Origin of the sequence: Novosphingobium mangrovisedimenti, from assembly GCF_025153475.1 — a bacterium.
GTDB classification, from domain to species: Bacteria; Pseudomonadota; Alphaproteobacteria; order Sphingomonadales; family Sphingomonadaceae; genus Novosphingobium; species Novosphingobium mangrovi_A.
The window spans coordinates 20,203-35,354 of record NZ_JANZXA010000011.1; the positions used below are offsets into that span (position 1 = coordinate 20,203).

Genomic DNA, 15,152 nt, shown 5'->3' on the forward strand with positions numbered 1-15,152 from the left:
ATGACGGACATGAAAAGGCCCCGCCGGCATCTGCCGGCGAGGCCTTGAAATGGTCTGTTGTCGGGCTTTCGTCAGCCGGCCGCGAGAGCGGCGAGCAGCAGCAGCGCGACGATGTTGGTGATCTTGATCATCGGGTTCACGGCCGGGCCCGCGGTATCCTTGTAGGGATCGCCCACGGTATCGCCCGTCACCGCGGCCTTGTGGGCTTCGGAACCCTTGCCGCCGTAATTGCCGTCCTCGATGTACTTCTTGGCATTGTCCCATGCGCCGCCGCCCGAAGTCATCGAGATCGCGACGAACAGGCCGCCGACGATGACGCCGAGCAGCAGGGCGCCGAGCGCGGCGAAGCCGTTTGCGGGACCCGCCACCCAGCTGATCACGAAATAGACCACGATCGGTGCGAGCACCGGCAGCAGCGAGGGCAGGATCATCTCCTTGATCGCCGCCTTGGTGACGAGGTCGACCGTCTTGGCATAGTTGGGCTTCGACGTGCCCGCCATGATGCCGGGATCGGCGGCGAACTGGTCGCGCACGTCGACGACGACGTCGCCGGCGGCGCGGCCGACCGCGGTCATGCCCATCGCACCGAACAGGTACGGGAGCAGCGCCCCGAGTAGCAGGCCGACGATCACGTAGGGGTTCTCGAGACTGAAATTGACGGTCAGGCTCGGGAAGAACTCGCGAAGGTCGGTGGTATAGGCCGCGAACAGCACCAGCGCGGCGAGACCGGCGGAACCGATCGCATAGCCCTTGGTGACGGCCTTGGTGGTGTTGCCCACGGCATCGAGCGCGTCGGTCTTTTCACGGACCGAGTCGTCGAGACCCGCCATTTCGGCAATGCCGCCGGCGTTGTCGGTGACGGGGCCATAGGCGTCGAGCGCCACGACCATGCCGGCCAGCGCCAGCATGGCGGTCGCCGCGTAGGCGATGCCCAGCAGTCCGGCGAGCTGGTAGGCAATGACGATGCCCGAGACGATGACGAGCGTGGGCAGCGCGGTCGATTCAAGAGAGATCGCAAGGCCCTGGATCACGTTGGTGCCGTGACCGGTGACGGAAGCCTTGGCGATCGACTTGACCGGCCGGAACTCGGTGCCCGTGTAGTACTCGGTGATCCAGATGATCAGGCCGGTGATGGCAAGGCCGAGCAGCGCGCAGTAGAACAGGATCCTGCCGCTGAAGGGCTGCCCGGCGATAGGCGCTTCCATGTCGCCGAGGGCATATTGCATGGCGAACCAGATGGCCGGGATGGAAAGCACCGCGGTCACCAGGAAGCCCTTGTACATGGCGCCCATGATGTTGTTCAGGCTGCCCAGGCGTACGAAGTAGGTGCCGATGATCGAGGTCACGATGCAGGCGCCGCCGATCAGCAGCGGCAGGGCCATCATGTCCTTCAGGTTGTCCGCGCCGCTCAGGAGCAGGGCGGTCAGCACCATGGTGGCGCCCACGGTCACGACATAGGTTTCGAACAGGTCGGCGGCCATGCCGGCGCAGTCGCCCACATTGTCGCCCACGTTGTCGGCGATCACGGCGGGATTGCGCGGATCGTCCTCGGGAATGCCCGCCTCGACCTTGCCGACGAGGTCGGCGCCAACGTCGGCGGCCTTGGTGAAGATGCCGCCGCCCAGTCGCGCGAAGATCGAGATCAGCGAGGCGCCGAAGGCGAGCGCGGTGAGCGCCTGGACCACGGTGCGGTCATCGCCGCCGACAGTGTGTCCCGCCGGGCCGGTGAGATAGCCGTAGAAGATCGCGATCGCGAGCAGCGCGAGGCCGGCCACCAGCATGCCGGTGATAGCGCCTGCGCGAAACGCCAGCGTGAGGCCTGCTTGCAGCCCCGTCTGGGCCGCCGCCGCCGTGCGCACGTTGGAGCGCACCGAGATGTTCATGCCGATGAAACCGGCAACGCCGGACAGAATGGCACCGATCACGAAGCCGACGGCCGATATCGTGTCGAGCGTGATCGCGAGGATCACGGCCACGACCACGCCGACCATGGCGATCGTGGTATATTGCCGCTTCAGATAGGCTTGCGCGCCTTCCTGAATGGCTCCGGCGATTTCCTGCATTTTCTCGTTGCCGGCTGGAGAGCCCAGCACCTGGCGACTGGTGACGAAGCCATAGACTATGGCCAGAAGTCCCAGGACAATTGCGATCGTGACTAGGTTCACGTAACGCCCCCTTCCCAATGTGTTTTCGCTATTTCGACGGGTTTTCCCGCTCGAAGGCGAAAGGGCTATAGACAAGCCGGAGGACTGGCAAGCGGCTTATCCCTGGATTTGCACGTCACGGCGTTGCGCGAGATCAATCGCGCGCCGGTGGCGGTAAATTCAGTGCCGGTACCCCAGCGTGGCGGGAAGCGGCACGGGCTGGTCCCGGTAGTGCAGCGAAAGGCCGCTACCCGCGCCTACCGTTCCGATCGCACTGACCTCGCAATCGAGTGCCGCCGCGATCTCGCGGATGCGCATGGTATGTTCGGGCGCGGCGGTGAACAGCAGGCCGTAGTCGTCACCCGCCGTCATCGCCATGAGCCGCGCGTCCAGATCATCACCGGTCGTGGCGCGGAAGGCGGCGGACAGGGGCACTGACTCGGCGCTGATCGTCAGCGCTGCCCCGCTGGCATCGGCCATGCGCTGGGCATCGATCAGCAACCCGTCCGAAACGTCCATCATCGCCGATACCCATGGTGCAAGCGCCGGGCCGAGCCGCGTTTCGGGGCAGGGGCAGCGATAGCGCGTTGTCAGCCATTCGGCATGTTCGGGCGCGGCCTCGCGGCCCGAAAGCACGGCGAGCCCTAGGCCAGAATCGCCGATCGTGCCACTGACCCAGACCCGTTCGCCGGGTTTCGCATCGGTGCGCGAGGGCGCCCGCGCAGCCGCGCGGCCCAGCGCCGTCAGCGAGAAACTGCGCGGTGCGCCTTCGGGCATCCGCACCGTATCGCCACCGAGCAGTGGCAGGCGGAAATGCGCGCAGGCTTCGGCAAGGCCGTCGAGAAAGGCGCGATCCCAGGCATCGTCGCCCAGCGCGTGCGAATAGAGGCAGCCCACCGGCTCGGCGCCCTTGGCCGAAAGGTCCGAGGCGTTGACCGCGACGAGCTTCCACGCGATCGAACTGGGCGGATCGTCGGGCAGGAAATGCACGCTCTCGACAAGCGTATCGAGCGTGAGCACCAGCTTCTCGCCGCCGAACTCGAGTACGGCGGCATCGTCCATCAGCCCGCGCGCGGCAGGCGAACCGGCAATGCCGCGCAGGGCCTCGATCAGGGAAAGTTCGCTGGTCACGGCCCGACTCTGGCGTCAGCGATGGCGCGAGTCGAGGGCTCTTAGCGGACGGCCTTGCCGACCGCGTCCAGCACGCCGTTGACGAACTTCGCCTCGCGCTGGTCGAAGAAGGCGTGGGCGACATCGACATATTCGCTGATCGCTGCGCCGGTCGGCACGTCCGCACGCGCCATCAACTCGTAGGCACCCGCGCGCAGGATCTGCAGCATGGTCTTGTCGAGGCGCGCCAGCGACCAGCCTTGCGCGAGCTTGCTCGTCAGCAGTTCGTCGATCTCCTCGCGGCGGGCGACGGCGCCCTTCACCACGTCGTCGAAGAATGCGACCTCGGCCTTGGCATACTGGTCCTCGTCGATTTCCATGCCGAGGCGGTGGCGGTGGAATTCGTCGAGCAGCGAGGCGAGCGGGGTCGCTTCCATCTCGAACTGGTAGAGCGCCTGAACCGCCGCGAGGCGGGCCGCCGCGCGGGCTTTCTTGGAACTGGTCATTGGCCGAGCCTTACGGAAATGGAGCGCGCATGCGCGGGAAGCCCTTCGGCGTCGGCGAGGGCCACGGCGGCAGGGCCGATGGCGTCCAGTGCCGCTTCGTCGAGCTGGATAAAGCTGGTGCGCTTCATGAAATCGAGAACCGACAGCCCCGAGGAGAAGCGTGCGCGGCGCCCGGTGGGCAGAACGTGGTTGGGGCCGGCGACGTAATCGCCGACCGCCTCGGGCGTCATGCGGCCGAGGAACACCGAGCCGGCATGGCGGATCTGGCGCATCAGCGCTTCGGGATCGTCGGTGGCGATCTCGACGTGTTCGGCCGCCAGAGCATTGGCGAGGGAGGGGGCCTCGTCGAAGCCGGCAACGTCGATGATGACGCCGTTGGTTTCCCAACTCGCGCGCGCCGTCGCCTGTGTGTGCAGGGCGGAGAGTTCGACTTCCACGGCCTCGGCGACGGCGTCGGCAAAGGTCTTGTCGTCGGTAATCAGGATCGATTGCGAGGTGGGATCGTGCTCGGCCTGGCTGAGCAGGTCGGCGGCGATACGGCGCGCATCGTTCTGCGCATCGGCGATCACCAGAATCTCGCTGGGGCCGGCGACCATGTCGATGCCGACGACGCCGTAGAGCTGGCGCTTGGCTTCGGCGACCCAGGCATTGCCCGGGCCGGTGATGACGTCCACCGGGGAAATCCGCTGCGTGCCATAGGCGAGCGCGCCCACGGCATGGGCACCGCCCACGCGCCAGACCTCGTCGACACCGGCAAGATGCGCGGCGGCCAGCACCAGCGGGTTCACTTCGCCCTTTGGGGTCGGAGTGACGACGACGAGACGCTCGACGCCCGCGACCCTGGCGGGAATCGCGTTCATCAGCATGGATGAGGGATAGGCCGCGCGACCACCTGGCACGTAGAGCCCGGCGGCATCGACCGCGCGCCAGGTCGCGCCGAGGCGCACGCCGGCGCTGTCGGTATAGTCGCGGTCCTCAGGAAGCTGCGCCTCGTGGTAGGCACGGATGCGTTCCGCGGCGAGTTCCAGCGCGGCGCGCAAGGTGGGATCGAGGTTGTCGAAGGCCTTGCGGCAGGTCTCGGCATCGACCTGCCAGCCGCTCTGGTCGAGATCGTGACCGTCGAACTTCGCGGTCAGTTCGGCAAGGGCCGCATCGCCGCGTTCGCGCACGTCCTTGAGGATCGCGGCGACATCCGCGGCGACATCGACCGCGCTCTCGCGCCGGTCGGCGACGACACGGGCAAAGGCCTCGGCAAAGCCGGGATCATTGGAAGAAAGCCGCAACATTACGCCGCAGCCTTCTCGCTCACCAGCGCGCGGAATGCCTCGACCAGCGCAGCCACGCGTTCGTCGGTCTTGAGCGCGGCGCGGTTGACGATGAGGCGCGCGGAAATGTCGAGGATGCGGCTCGTTTCGACGAGGCCGTTTTCCTTGAGCGTACGCCCGGTGGAGACGAGATCGACAATCCGGCTCGACAGGCCCAGCGAGGGCGCCAGTTCCATTGCGCCGTTGAGCTTCACCACCTCGGCCTGCACGCCCAGCTTCTCGAAGTGGCGGCGGGTGAGGTTCGGATACTTGCTGGCGATGCGCAAGTGCGAGGGCAGGGGGCCGCCCTGTTCGCCCACGGGTTCGGCCACCGAGAGACGGCAATGCCCGATATCGAGATCGACCGGGGCATAGAGGTCCGGATAGGCGAATTCCTCGACCACGTCCGAACCAACGATTCCCACCTGCGCGGCGCCATGGGCCACGAAGGTCGCGACGTCGAAAGCGCGCACGCGGATCAGGCGCATGTCGCTGTTCTCGCACGCGAAAGACAGCGCGCGGGACTTCTTGTCGTGGAATTCCGCATCGGGCACCACGCCGGCGCGCGCCATCAGCGGCAGCGCCTCGTCGAGGATTCGGCCCTTGGGCACGGCGAATGTCAGCGGTTTCGGCATGGTGCGCGCATTTAGGGTGCAAGTGCCGAAAGGGCAACATGCGATGGACAACGGGGCCAGCGCGCCTTGTGGCGCGGCGTCATTCGCCGGGTGCGCGGGCCTTGATCGCGATGGCGTGAACGCGGTTTCCGGGAATGTCGCCCAGCGCGGCATTGACCATGCGCTGGCGTTGCAGGCGCGAGGCGCCCGCGAATTTCGCGCTTTCGATCACGATCGTGAAGTGCGATTCGCCCGTGCCGTCGTCTCCCATGTGGCCGCTGTGGCTGGCGGAATCGTTGATGATCTGCAGCTCAGTCGGCTCGAGGGCGGCGGTGAGCAGCTGCTGCATTTCCTGCGCGAGTGGTCCGGTCATGGGTTCCATTTAGGGGCACGATGCCCCATCTTGAAGCCGGTGAGACATCAAAGATTTCATGGCAGGTACGAATCCGGCGGACGCGAATGCAGCTGGCCGGGGTGTGAAGAGGCGGGCGAGTTCCGCGCTCCGGGCGTGCGTCCGTCCGGTTTCGACGGGCCGGGCGACTATCGCTGGTTCTGTCTCGACCACGTGCGCGAATTCAATGCCGGCTACGACTATTTCGAAGGCATGGAGGCGGACGAGATCTTCCGCGCGCAGTCGCCGCTACACGGCTGGGAAGGGCAGAGCCGCGCCTTCCGACCCGATGCCGGCGTCGACGGTGTGCCGCGCTGGGCGGACTTTGCCGACCCGCTCGAAGCAATCAGCGGCCGCGCCCGCGCGCATGTGCAGCGCCGCCGCGCCGACATGAAGCCCGAGAACGCGCGCTTTACCCCGCAGGAACGCCGCGCGCTCGAAGTGCTGGGCCTCGAAGTCGACATCGACCGCAAGACCCTGCGCATGCGCTACACGCGGCTGCTGCGCCAGTATCATCCCGACCACAATGGCGGCGACCACGGCCATTCGGCGCGGTTGCAGGCTGTGGTGGAGGCCTATCAGGTGCTCAGAAAAGCCGCCGCGCTGGCGGCCGCAGCGGAAAAACGGCAGGCGTCCGGCTAATCCTCCCCGGCACGGGGAGGGGGACCATGCGTAGCATGGTGGAGGGGACTCTCGCCCAGACGAAACCTCGCGTGGGGAGGCGAAGCCCCTCCACCACGCCGCTACGCGTCGCGGTCCCCCTCCCCGTGCCGGGGAGGACGAGGTTTGCTCTACCCACGCGTTCCCGCGTCAGGCGCTGCGCAGGGCCTTCCAGCGCGCCGCGCCTTCTTCGCCGTAGAGGCGCACCACGTCCTTGCCCGAATAGAACTGCTCGAACTGCTCCGCGCCGTCGGTCACGGTGACCCAGGGCAGTTTGCTCTGCATGTAGATGTGCACGCCCGGCCGCACGGCGCTGGGGGCGTCGAGCGTGCCGGCGCGCACGAAACTGGCGGCCTCGCCTGCGGCGCCGTAGTGGCTCCAGACCGCGACCTTGCAGGTGGGGCAGCGCATGATGGCCTGTCCCTTGCCGCTGTCCGAGGGCGTGTCGATCCGTTCCGGCGCCTCGCCCAGAAGTTCGACGTGGACCGTCTCGATCAGGGCGTTGAGCGCGAAGGCCGAGCCGGTTTCGCGCTGGCACGAGCGGCAATGGCAGCAATGCACCACGACCGGATCGGCCAGCAGGCGGTAGCGGACCTTGCCGCAGGCGCAGCCGCCTTGCGGTCTTTCGGGCTGGGTGTCGGTCATTGTCGTCTCCTCAATCGCGGTCGGGGGCTCCGGGCGGGAAATTCTGCCGATAGGGCCGCGCGTCTTCCACGCATTGCGCTACCGGAGGAAGGCGCAGCAGGTGCGTGCGCCAGCGGCGCAGGCGGGGGAAGGTCGCGGCGATCGGGTGAACCCAGTCGGCATAGAACAGCGCGGGCGCCGCGGAACATTCGATCAGCGTCACGTGATCGAGCGGCGGGTAGAACTGCAGCCAGCCTTCCAGCCAGGCATAGACCCGTTCCAGCCGGTCGCGCGCTTCCCCGATGCGGGCCATGTCGGGATTTTCGGGCGCGCGCAGGTATTCGTCCACCACGTTCTGCATCGGGGCCATGACGTAGTTGTCGAACACCCGGTCGAGCATGCGCATGCCGGTCGCCGCGTCCGCGTCTGCCGGGATCAGCATTTCCGACGTGGTGTGATGGTTCGATACGTAGTCGATGATCGTGGTCGCCTCGAACAGCAGGTTCTCGCCGTCGCGCAGCACCGGGAACTTGCCCAGCGGGCCGGCGGACTGGACGACCGCGACGTTCTCGGGATGATCGGCATCGACGATGCGGAATTCGAAATCCACTTCGGCCGCGTAGAGCGCGATCAGGGCCTTCCACGTATAGGACGAGAAGGGGTGGCCGAACAGTTCCAGGCTCAAACGGTCTCTCCGCATCGTGCCGCCTCGATGGCGGCCATGTCCGTTATTGTCGTTGCCGCCGGCGCGTGCCGGAAGGCGCTATTTCCGCATCTCGGCGATCAGGGCGTTGTCGACCGCCTTGGCGGACTTGTAGGCCGCGCGTGCCTGGCAGCGTTCGGCATAGCCGACGAAGGAGGGCAGGGGCGGCATGACGCCGAAGTTCAGTCCCCAGTCGACCGCACTGCCGACATAGACGTCGGCCATGGTGAACCGGCTTCCGCAGACCCAGTCGTTGCCGGCAAGGTGGCTGTCGAGCGTCGCCATCGTCCGGTCGAAGCTGCCCCAGCCCGCCATGCCTTCCTGCTCGGGGCTCGGTTCGAACTTGAGGTTGCGCGAGGTGATCGCCTGTTCGACCGGGCCTGCGGCGAAGAATGTCCAGCGGTAGTAGTCGGCCATTTCCGCATCGCAGGGCAGAAGCTCGGCCTCGGGGTGCATCTCGGCGAGGTAGAGGCAGATTGCCGCAGCCTCGGTCACCACCCTGTCTCCGCCGTCGGCGTGGTGGACAAGCGTGGGCACCTTGCCCATCGGATTGGCGGCAAGCAGCGCGGCGGACTTGTTCGTCCAGTCGACCAGCGCCTGTTCGTAACGGGCGCCGGCTTCATGGAGAGCCCAGCGGGCGATCTGCCCGCGCGACATCGGATTTGTGTAGAACGTGTAGTCAGCCATGGCCGGGGCTCTCGCAGAAATGTGGAACGTATTGGGAACGGCAATGGGCGTCAACGATTCGCCATGGGCAGTTCATGCCGCATCGCGCGGCCGCTGAACATCGCCTGCGTCAGCCGCGCGCGCCTCTTCCGGCGGCTGTGTCAGCCTTCCTCGGCGGGGGCCGGCTTGCGGTATGCGGAAAGCTGGTCGGCAAGCGCGCGCTGGAAGGCTGGGCGGGCTTCCGCGCGGGACTTGTAGGCCGTGAGGGTGGGGAAATTATCCAGGATGTCGGTGTGATTCAGGTTGCGCAGAACAGTGGTCATCATGATGTCGGCGATGGAAAATGGCCCTGCGAACCAGTCCTGCTGGCCCAGTGCCTTCTCGGTGCTCGCAAGCGACATCCGCGCCATCTTCACCGCCGAGGGGCGGGCATCCTTCGCCCACGGCTTGCCGGCCTGAAAGAAATCGAGGTTGATGATCTGCATCAGCTTGGGTTCCACGCTGTTGAGCGCCGCGATCAGCCAGGTCGTCGCCGCCCAGCGTCCGGCCGGATCGCGCGGGAGCAGCCGCTCGTCCTGCTCGCCCAGGTAGAGCAGGATCGCGCCGCTTTCGAACAGGCGCTGATCGCCGTCGGTGAAGGCGGGGACCTGCCCATAGGGTTGCCAGTCCCGGTATCCATCCGACTTCGGCTTCATGGCGTCCAGGTATTGCGGGCAATAGTCGCGCCCGATTTCCTCCAGCGCCCAGCGCACCCGCAAGTCCCGTACCAGGCCGTGCGCCGGCGCGGGAATATTGTCGAAAGCCGTAATGACGGTGGCTGCGGTTTCGTTGATCGGCATGGGGTATCTCCTTCAGGCTGCTGCTTCGGCGGGGGGCTCGCCAGAGGCGGTGGTGCCATCGCTGAACTGCGGATTGTTCACGAGACCCAGCGCCATGCAGAAGGCCTTGGCCCGGGCTAGATCGGCAACCGGCAGGTTTGCGAAAATCATTCGACTCATGTCGCTTCTCCCTTTCACCTTCGCCGCGAATCGATCTTGCCTGACGGTGCCATGCGAGTTACAAAAAACAACCATGAAGTTTAAAAAAGAAACTAGGTCGGGTCGGGCCGTGCACGGCAAGTGGTATGGCGATGCCTGCGCCGTGGCGTTCGGCATGGAACTGATCGGTGAGCGCTGGACGCTGCTGGTCATTCGAGAGCTTATGCTGGGCGGGCGGCGTTTCAGCGATATTCGCGCCAGCCTGCCCGGCCTCAGTGCCAAGACGCTTACCGAACGGCTGGAAACCCTGCAGGACCTGGGCATCGTCGAGCGCGCTTACCTACCGCCGCCGGTTTCGGCGCAGGTCTATCAGCTTACCGAATGGGGCAGGGGGCTGGAGCCGGCGCTGCAGGAACTCGGCCGCTGGGCACTGCGCTCCCCGCTGCACGATCCGGGGCTGTTGCTCACGCCCGTTTCGCTGATGCTGTCGCTGCGCACCATGCTTGATCCTTCAAGAATCGGCGATCTGGAGCTGTGGGTTGCGCTCGACGTGGGCGATGAGCACTTCGCCGGGCGTCTGCGGCGGGGCGAGCTGTCGATCCATCCCGCCGGCGATGGGGTAATGTCTCCCGACTTGCGCTTCAGCGCGCCCGGCGCGTCGGACTTCCTGCCGGTTTTCTACGGAAAACGGAGCCCGGAAGAGGCCGGAGGGCGCCTGAAGATCGAGGGTGATCCCGCGCTGGCACAGCGCTTCATCGATCTCTTCGTCCTTCCGCCCAAGTGGGGTTCGTGACCGCAAAGCTTATTGCGGTGCAGCGCCGCGTCCTTTAGGCGGTATCCGCGATGACTGACTCTGTGAACACCAAGGCCGAAAACCGCGACGCCACCGTGCTGGCCGCGCCCGACATCGAACTCGACGTGCGCGAGACCTTCGGGATCGACATCGACATGAAGGTGCCCGCCTTCTCGGTGGCCGACGAGCGCGTGCCCGATCTCGACGAGACCTATGTTTTCGATCCCGACACCACGCTGGCGATCCTTGCGGGCTTTGCCTACAACCGCCGCGTGATGGTGCAGGGCTATCACGGCACCGGCAAGTCGACCCACATCGAGCAGGTCGCCGCCCGCTTGAAATGGCCGTGCATCCGCATCAACCTCGACGCGCACATCAGCCGCATCGACCTGATCGGGCGCGACGCGATCGTGCTGCGCGACGGACTGCAGGTCACCGAATTCCGCGAAGGCCTGCTGCCCTGGGCGCTGCAGCACCCGGTTGCCCTGGTGTTCGACGAATACGACGCCGGCCGCCCGGACGTGATGTTCGTGATCCAGCGCATTCTGGAGACCGAGGGCAAGCTGACCCTGCTCGACCAGAACCGCGTGATTCGCCCGGACAAGAACTTCCGCCTCTTCGCCACCGCCAACACGGTGGGCCTCGGCGATACCTCGGGCCTCTATCACGGCACCCAGCAGATCAACCAGGGCCAGATGGACCGCTGGAACTTGGTCGTCGGCCTCAACTACCTGCCGGCCGAGACCGAGGTGGCCATCGTCACCGCGAAGGTGCCTCAGATCGACGAAGCCACCATCACCCAGATGGTGCAGGTCGCCGACTTCTCGCGCCAGGGCTTCATGAACGGCGACATCTCGACCGTGATGAGCCCGCGCACGGTGATCACCTGGGCGCAGAACGCCGCGATCTTCAAGGACGTGGGCTTCGCCTTCCGCCTTTCGTTCCTCAACAAGTGCGACGAGACCGAGCGCATGCTGGTGGCCGAATACTATCAGCGCGTGTTTGGGACGGACCTGCCGGAGAGCGTTGTCGGCAAGGCTTGAAGGGGCGCCGACTGCCCCCTGTTCAGGACTGCGCGTCCGTTCTTGCCTTGAGGTAAATCCAGGGGACGTGCCCTTGATCGAAGCGCCCGTTGAGGGTGCGATCGAACAGCGGTGGCTTGTGGTCGCCGACGATAAGGATGTCGGTTGGCGGCAGGTCCGGTGACATGGCCAGGCGGGAAATCTTGTCCGCAAGGACGTGGTGCAACTGGAACAGGCGGCACAGCATGGGATAATCGCTCCGCCACTGTGCCGTTCCGATGGAACAGTGATCGGTGCCGAGCGCCCCGTTCTCCACGATGGGCAAATGGGTGTTGAGCGTCAGCCAGTAGACAAACTGCGGCTTTTTGGCCCTGGCGAGCTTTTGGACAATCATCGGCGGTATGTCGGCATCGCAGGCGCCCGGAAACACACCGGGACAGGACCGGGCACCGGCGCGAAGCAGTTCGTCGGCAAAGATCATGTGCTCGAAGCCGATCTTCGGATACCACGTGTTTCGCTCGAACATTTCGCTGGTGAAGCTGTGCATGGCCGTGGTTTCGTACCCGGCATCCCGAAAGCGCCCCGGAAGGCAATCGGCCTTCGCGAAGTCGAAACTGCTGTAATGCGCCCAGATGGTGCATAACTCACGCAGTGTGCCGTTAGTCGTGGAGCCGAAGTATTCGGTCTTTCCATGGCTGACATCGTATCTTTCACGCCATTCAGGGCGGTCCCAGTCAGCGGCGAACAGTGCCTTGCCCTCGGGCATCGCCGGTGCCCCCAGAGACTCCACGACAATCAGCAGGACATTGTGCGGATGCTTGATGTCAGGAGACAGGCCGACTTGCCATGCCGCGGAATGGACCGGAATCTCGTCGTCCGGCAGCGTGCGATGCGATTTGCGGGCATCGAAGGCAAAGGCGCCATCCAGATTGATGAAGAGCCCGATCGCCACGGCCGCATAGAGGAACTGGCTCTTGCCCGTGAAGCGCGGTACGCGCGGGGCGAAGTACATGGCCGCCAATATGTTTGCCAGAACGACAACGCCCGCCAGTGCGTATACGGGTGATTGCAGGGGGCGCACGTCGAGCAGGAACTGCCGTATGAGGCTGAAGTTGAGCGGCGGGATGGAAAAGAGCTGGCACACGTAGAGCACGGTTACGAACACGACGATCCCCGCAGCGCCGATGGCACGTGCCGCGCGCCATGGCAGGTGCGATATTGTCAGGGCCAGCATGCCCGACAACATCCAGCTCGCCTGCATAGGGATGCCAAGGATGCCCCACATCAGCATGACTGTCAGGTTGGGCAGTAGCAGCCAGAACGCAAGCCAACGGAAGGGAATGTCCAAGTGAGCTTTCCGCTCTTCGGGCACTGGTTGTTTTGTCCTGAGTTTTCGGGGGAGTAAGCTCAGGTATTTTCCACGGGCAAATTTTGGCAGTTAAAAATTTGACATCGGTTACTGCAAGAAAGCTCGCCGATCCTTGATCTCTTGTTTCAAGGAGGAAGTGTCGAAGTACGGATTTCTCATTTTCCTACAGACCCGGGACTCCGCTATCCTTCCGGCATGCCCCACACCAGCAGCACCCGTCCGCCCCGCCGTTCCAACGCAGAGTACCGCTGGAGCCGGCCCCGCATCCACCTGTTCCTGCGCGCGCTGGCGGCCGGCGGGTCGGTCGCGGCGGCAGCGCGGGTGGTGGGGGTGAGCCGACAGTCGGCCTATCGCCTGCGCCGCCGCCTCGGGCCGGACTTCGCCGCGGTGTGGGAGGAGGGGCTGCAGATCGGCGCGGAGATGCGGCAGGCCGGGCTACGCTACGACGCGCAAGGTGACACTTGGGTGCCGCAAGGTGACAGGCAGCCTGCGCAAAGTGACACATTTTCTAGGCAAGGTGACACTGCGAGCCCCAAGGTGACAGGTTTCTCCTCTGGACCGTGTCACCTGTGTCAACCGGGTGTCACCTTGTGAGGGGGCACTTTACCCTTCCGCTTCGTCATCGCGAGGCCGCAGGGTGAAGCCTGTCCTGAGCGGCTGCTGCAAGCAGCCAGCCGAAGGGCAATCCAGGGCGGTTACGCACGCTCTTGATTGCCGCGCGGCTTCGCCGCTCGCAATGACGAAGAATTACCGGAAGACCCCAACCCCGTTCGTGCCGAGCGAAATGGGGGCGATTTCAGCCTGTCGGATAGACCGCCCGCACGAAATAGAGCCCGTCGGGCGGGGCGTTGAGGCCAAGGGCCTGCCGGTCGCGCGCTTCCAGCGCCTCGCGCACCTGCTCCTCACGCCAGCGGCCCATGCCCACCATGGCAAGGCAGCCGGTCATCGAGCGGACCTGATGGTGGAGGTAGCTGCGCGCCTCGGTCTCGATCAACACGTGTTCGCCCTCGCGGCGCACGTCGAGCCGGTCGAGCGTCTTCAAGGGGCTCTGCGCCTGGCAGTGGACCGAGCGGAAGGTGGTGAAGTCGTGCCGCCCGACGAGGAACTGTGCGGCGCGGTGCATGGCCGCTTCGTCGAGCGGCTTGGCGACTTGCCAGGCCTTGCCGTGTTCCAGCGTCAGCGGTGCGCGGCGGTTGACGATGCGGTAGATATAGGCGCGGCCGACGCAGGAAAAGCGGGCATGCCAGTCGTCCGGCACTTCCTCGCAGGCAGTCACCGCCACCGGGTGCGGGCGCATCCGGGCATTGAGCGCTTCCATCAGGCGGAAGGGGGAGAAGCTCTTCTCGACGTCGATATGGGCGCGCATGGCGAGGGCGTGGACGCCGGTGTCGGTGCGACCGGCAGCGTGCATGCGCACGTCCTCTCCGGTCACGGCATGGGCGGCATCCTCGACCGTCTGCTGTACCGAGGGGCCATGCGCCTGACGCTGCAGGCCCATGAACGGGCTGCCGTCGAATTCGAGAGTGAGGGCGAAACGGGTCATTTCGCTCAGCCGATACAGGACTGGCGCGCCGGTGCAAACGGCTTGGCCGCGCCGCGCCGCGATGGCACCATGCCGGCACTACCGGGAAAGGATGCTGGATGAGTAAGAGCGACACCCAGGCACCGCGCTTCGAGATCTTCCGCGGCGCCGATGCACCCAGCCTCGAGGAATGCGGCTGCATGACCTACGAGGGCGAGGCGCCGAACCTCGCGGCGATGCAGCCGAAGTTCGCCGCGGCAACGCAGGCGCGGGGCGAACAGGCCGAAGTGCCCTATCGCCGCCCGAACATGAGTCTGGCGCGGCTGTGGTTCAAGAGCGGCTTTCCGCTGCCGCTGCACTCGCACGATTGCGACTGCCTGTACTACATCGTCGCGGGCTCGGTGCAGATCGGCAGCGAGACGCTGGGCGCGGGCGACGGCTTCTTCGTCGGAACTGACGTGCCCTATACTTACACCGCCGGGCCGGAAGGCGTGGAAATCCTCGAATTCCGCAATGCCGACACCTTCAATATCAAGGTGAAGGACAAGCCGATGGCGGCCTGGGAAAAGACCGTCGAGGTCATGCGCGAGGCCAGCAGCCGCTGGGCCGACGAGCCTCCGCCAGTGCGCAAGATGCCGGAGAAGGCGTGATCGGACACTTCGTCATTGCAAGCGAAGCGAGGCAATCCAGGGCGGCGCCTGGCGCTCTGGATTGCTGGGCCCTATGGGCCTCGCAATGACGAGGAAG

General features: G+C 65.6%; 18 protein-coding genes. 5 read left to right on the plus strand and 13 right to left on the minus strand.

The annotated features are described in order from the left end of the window. Positions 1–71: 71 nt before the first annotated feature. From NZK81_RS15460 to NZK81_RS15485, 6 genes are all read right to left on the minus strand, one after another. A complete protein-coding gene (locus NZK81_RS15460; RefSeq protein ID WP_260046976.1) occupies positions 72–2,165 on the minus strand; it encodes a sodium-translocating pyrophosphatase in 2,094 nt (697 codons plus the stop codon). Positions 2,166–2,324: 159 nt separating this feature from the next. Then, positions 2,325–3,275, minus strand: a complete 951-nt coding sequence (gene thiL, locus NZK81_RS15465) for a thiamine-phosphate kinase (protein WP_260046977.1) — start codon at positions 3,273–3,275, stop codon at positions 2,325–2,327. Positions 3,276–3,316: 41 nt separating this feature from the next. Then, entirely contained in the window at positions 3,317–3,760 is a 444-nt protein-coding gene (gene nusB, locus NZK81_RS15470) for a transcription antitermination factor NusB (protein ID WP_260046978.1), read from the minus strand. Continuing rightward, positions 3,757–5,046 carry a histidinol dehydrogenase gene (gene hisD / locus NZK81_RS15475; protein ID WP_260046979.1) on the minus strand — a complete coding sequence of 430 codons (1,290 nt, stop codon included), beginning with the start codon at positions 5,044–5,046 and terminating at the stop codon, positions 3,757–3,759. Before hisD ends, nusB begins: the two co-directional genes overlap by 4 nt. Further along, positions 5,046–5,699: an ATP phosphoribosyltransferase gene (gene hisG, locus NZK81_RS15480; protein ID WP_260046980.1), complete on the minus strand. Its 654-nt coding sequence runs from the start codon at positions 5,697–5,699 to the stop codon at positions 5,046–5,048. The genes hisD and hisG overlap by 1 nt, the downstream gene beginning before the upstream one ends. A 79-nt stretch (positions 5,700–5,778) precedes the next feature. Beyond that, positions 5,779–6,051: a BolA family protein gene (locus tag NZK81_RS15485; protein ID WP_260046981.1), complete on the minus strand. Its 273-nt coding sequence runs from the start codon at positions 6,049–6,051 to the stop codon at positions 5,779–5,781. A gap of 39 nt (positions 6,052–6,090) precedes the next feature. Between NZK81_RS15485 and NZK81_RS15490 the strand changes: the two genes are divergently transcribed. Continuing rightward, on the plus strand, positions 6,091–6,711 hold the full coding sequence (locus tag NZK81_RS15490; protein WP_260047100.1) for a J domain-containing protein: 621 nt from the start codon (positions 6,091–6,093) through the stop codon (positions 6,709–6,711). A 168-nt stretch (positions 6,712–6,879) separates the two neighbouring features. On the opposite strand, the gene NZK81_RS15495 is transcribed toward NZK81_RS15490, so the two are convergent. The 5 genes from NZK81_RS15495 to NZK81_RS15515 form a co-directional block, all read right to left on the minus strand. Beyond that, entirely contained in the window at positions 6,880–7,374 is a 495-nt protein-coding gene (locus NZK81_RS15495) for a GFA family protein (protein WP_260046982.1), read from the minus strand. A 10-nt stretch (positions 7,375–7,384) separates the two neighbouring features. Further along, positions 7,385–8,038: a glutathione S-transferase family protein gene (locus tag NZK81_RS15500; protein ID WP_260046983.1), complete on the minus strand. Its 654-nt coding sequence runs from the start codon at positions 8,036–8,038 to the stop codon at positions 7,385–7,387. A 78-nt stretch (positions 8,039–8,116) separates the two neighbouring features. Further along, positions 8,117–8,743, minus strand: a complete 627-nt coding sequence (locus NZK81_RS15505) for a glutathione S-transferase family protein (RefSeq protein WP_260046984.1) — start codon at positions 8,741–8,743, stop codon at positions 8,117–8,119. Between the two features lie 140 nt (positions 8,744–8,883). Next, a complete protein-coding gene (locus NZK81_RS15510) occupies positions 8,884–9,561 on the minus strand; it encodes a glutathione S-transferase family protein (protein WP_260046985.1) in 678 nt (225 codons plus the stop codon). A 12-nt stretch (positions 9,562–9,573) separates the two neighbouring features. Next, on the minus strand, positions 9,574–9,720 hold the full coding sequence (locus NZK81_RS15515; protein ID WP_260046986.1) for a hypothetical protein: 147 nt from the start codon (positions 9,718–9,720) through the stop codon (positions 9,574–9,576). Positions 9,721–9,793: 73 nt separating this feature from the next. Between NZK81_RS15515 and NZK81_RS15520 the strand changes: the two genes are divergently transcribed. Next, complete coding sequence (locus tag NZK81_RS15520; RefSeq protein ID WP_260046987.1) at positions 9,794–10,492, plus strand: winged helix-turn-helix transcriptional regulator; 699 nt, start codon at positions 9,794–9,796, stop codon at positions 10,490–10,492. A 50-nt stretch (positions 10,493–10,542) separates the two neighbouring features. After that, a complete protein-coding gene (gene cobS, locus NZK81_RS15525; protein WP_260046988.1) occupies positions 10,543–11,535 on the plus strand; it encodes a cobaltochelatase subunit CobS in 993 nt (330 codons plus the stop codon). 22 nt (positions 11,536–11,557) lie between these two features. On the opposite strand, the gene NZK81_RS15530 is transcribed toward cobS, so the two are convergent. Beyond that, positions 11,558–12,862 (minus strand): sulfatase-like hydrolase/transferase, encoded by a 1,305-nt coding sequence (locus tag NZK81_RS15530; protein ID WP_260046989.1) that lies wholly within the window; start codon positions 12,860–12,862, stop codon positions 11,558–11,560. A gap of 216 nt (positions 12,863–13,078) precedes the next feature. Between NZK81_RS15530 and NZK81_RS21670 the strand changes: the two genes are divergently transcribed. Next, complete coding sequence (locus NZK81_RS21670) at positions 13,079–13,477, plus strand: helix-turn-helix domain-containing protein (protein WP_328517074.1); 399 nt, start codon at positions 13,079–13,081, stop codon at positions 13,475–13,477. A gap of 202 nt (positions 13,478–13,679) precedes the next feature. On the opposite strand, the gene truA is transcribed toward NZK81_RS21670, so the two are convergent. Then, the gene (gene truA, locus NZK81_RS15535; protein ID WP_260046990.1) at positions 13,680–14,426 is read right to left on the minus strand and encodes a tRNA pseudouridine(38-40) synthase TruA; all 747 of its coding nucleotides are present in this window, start codon (positions 14,424–14,426) and stop codon (positions 13,680–13,682) included. A gap of 98 nt (positions 14,427–14,524) precedes the next feature. Here truA and NZK81_RS15540 point away from each other — a divergent pair, with 98 nt between their 5' ends. Then, positions 14,525–15,055, plus strand: coding sequence for a cupin domain-containing protein (locus NZK81_RS15540; RefSeq protein ID WP_260046991.1), 531 nt, complete (start codon positions 14,525–14,527; stop codon positions 15,053–15,055). The last annotated feature ends 97 nt before the right edge of the window (positions 15,056–15,152 follow it).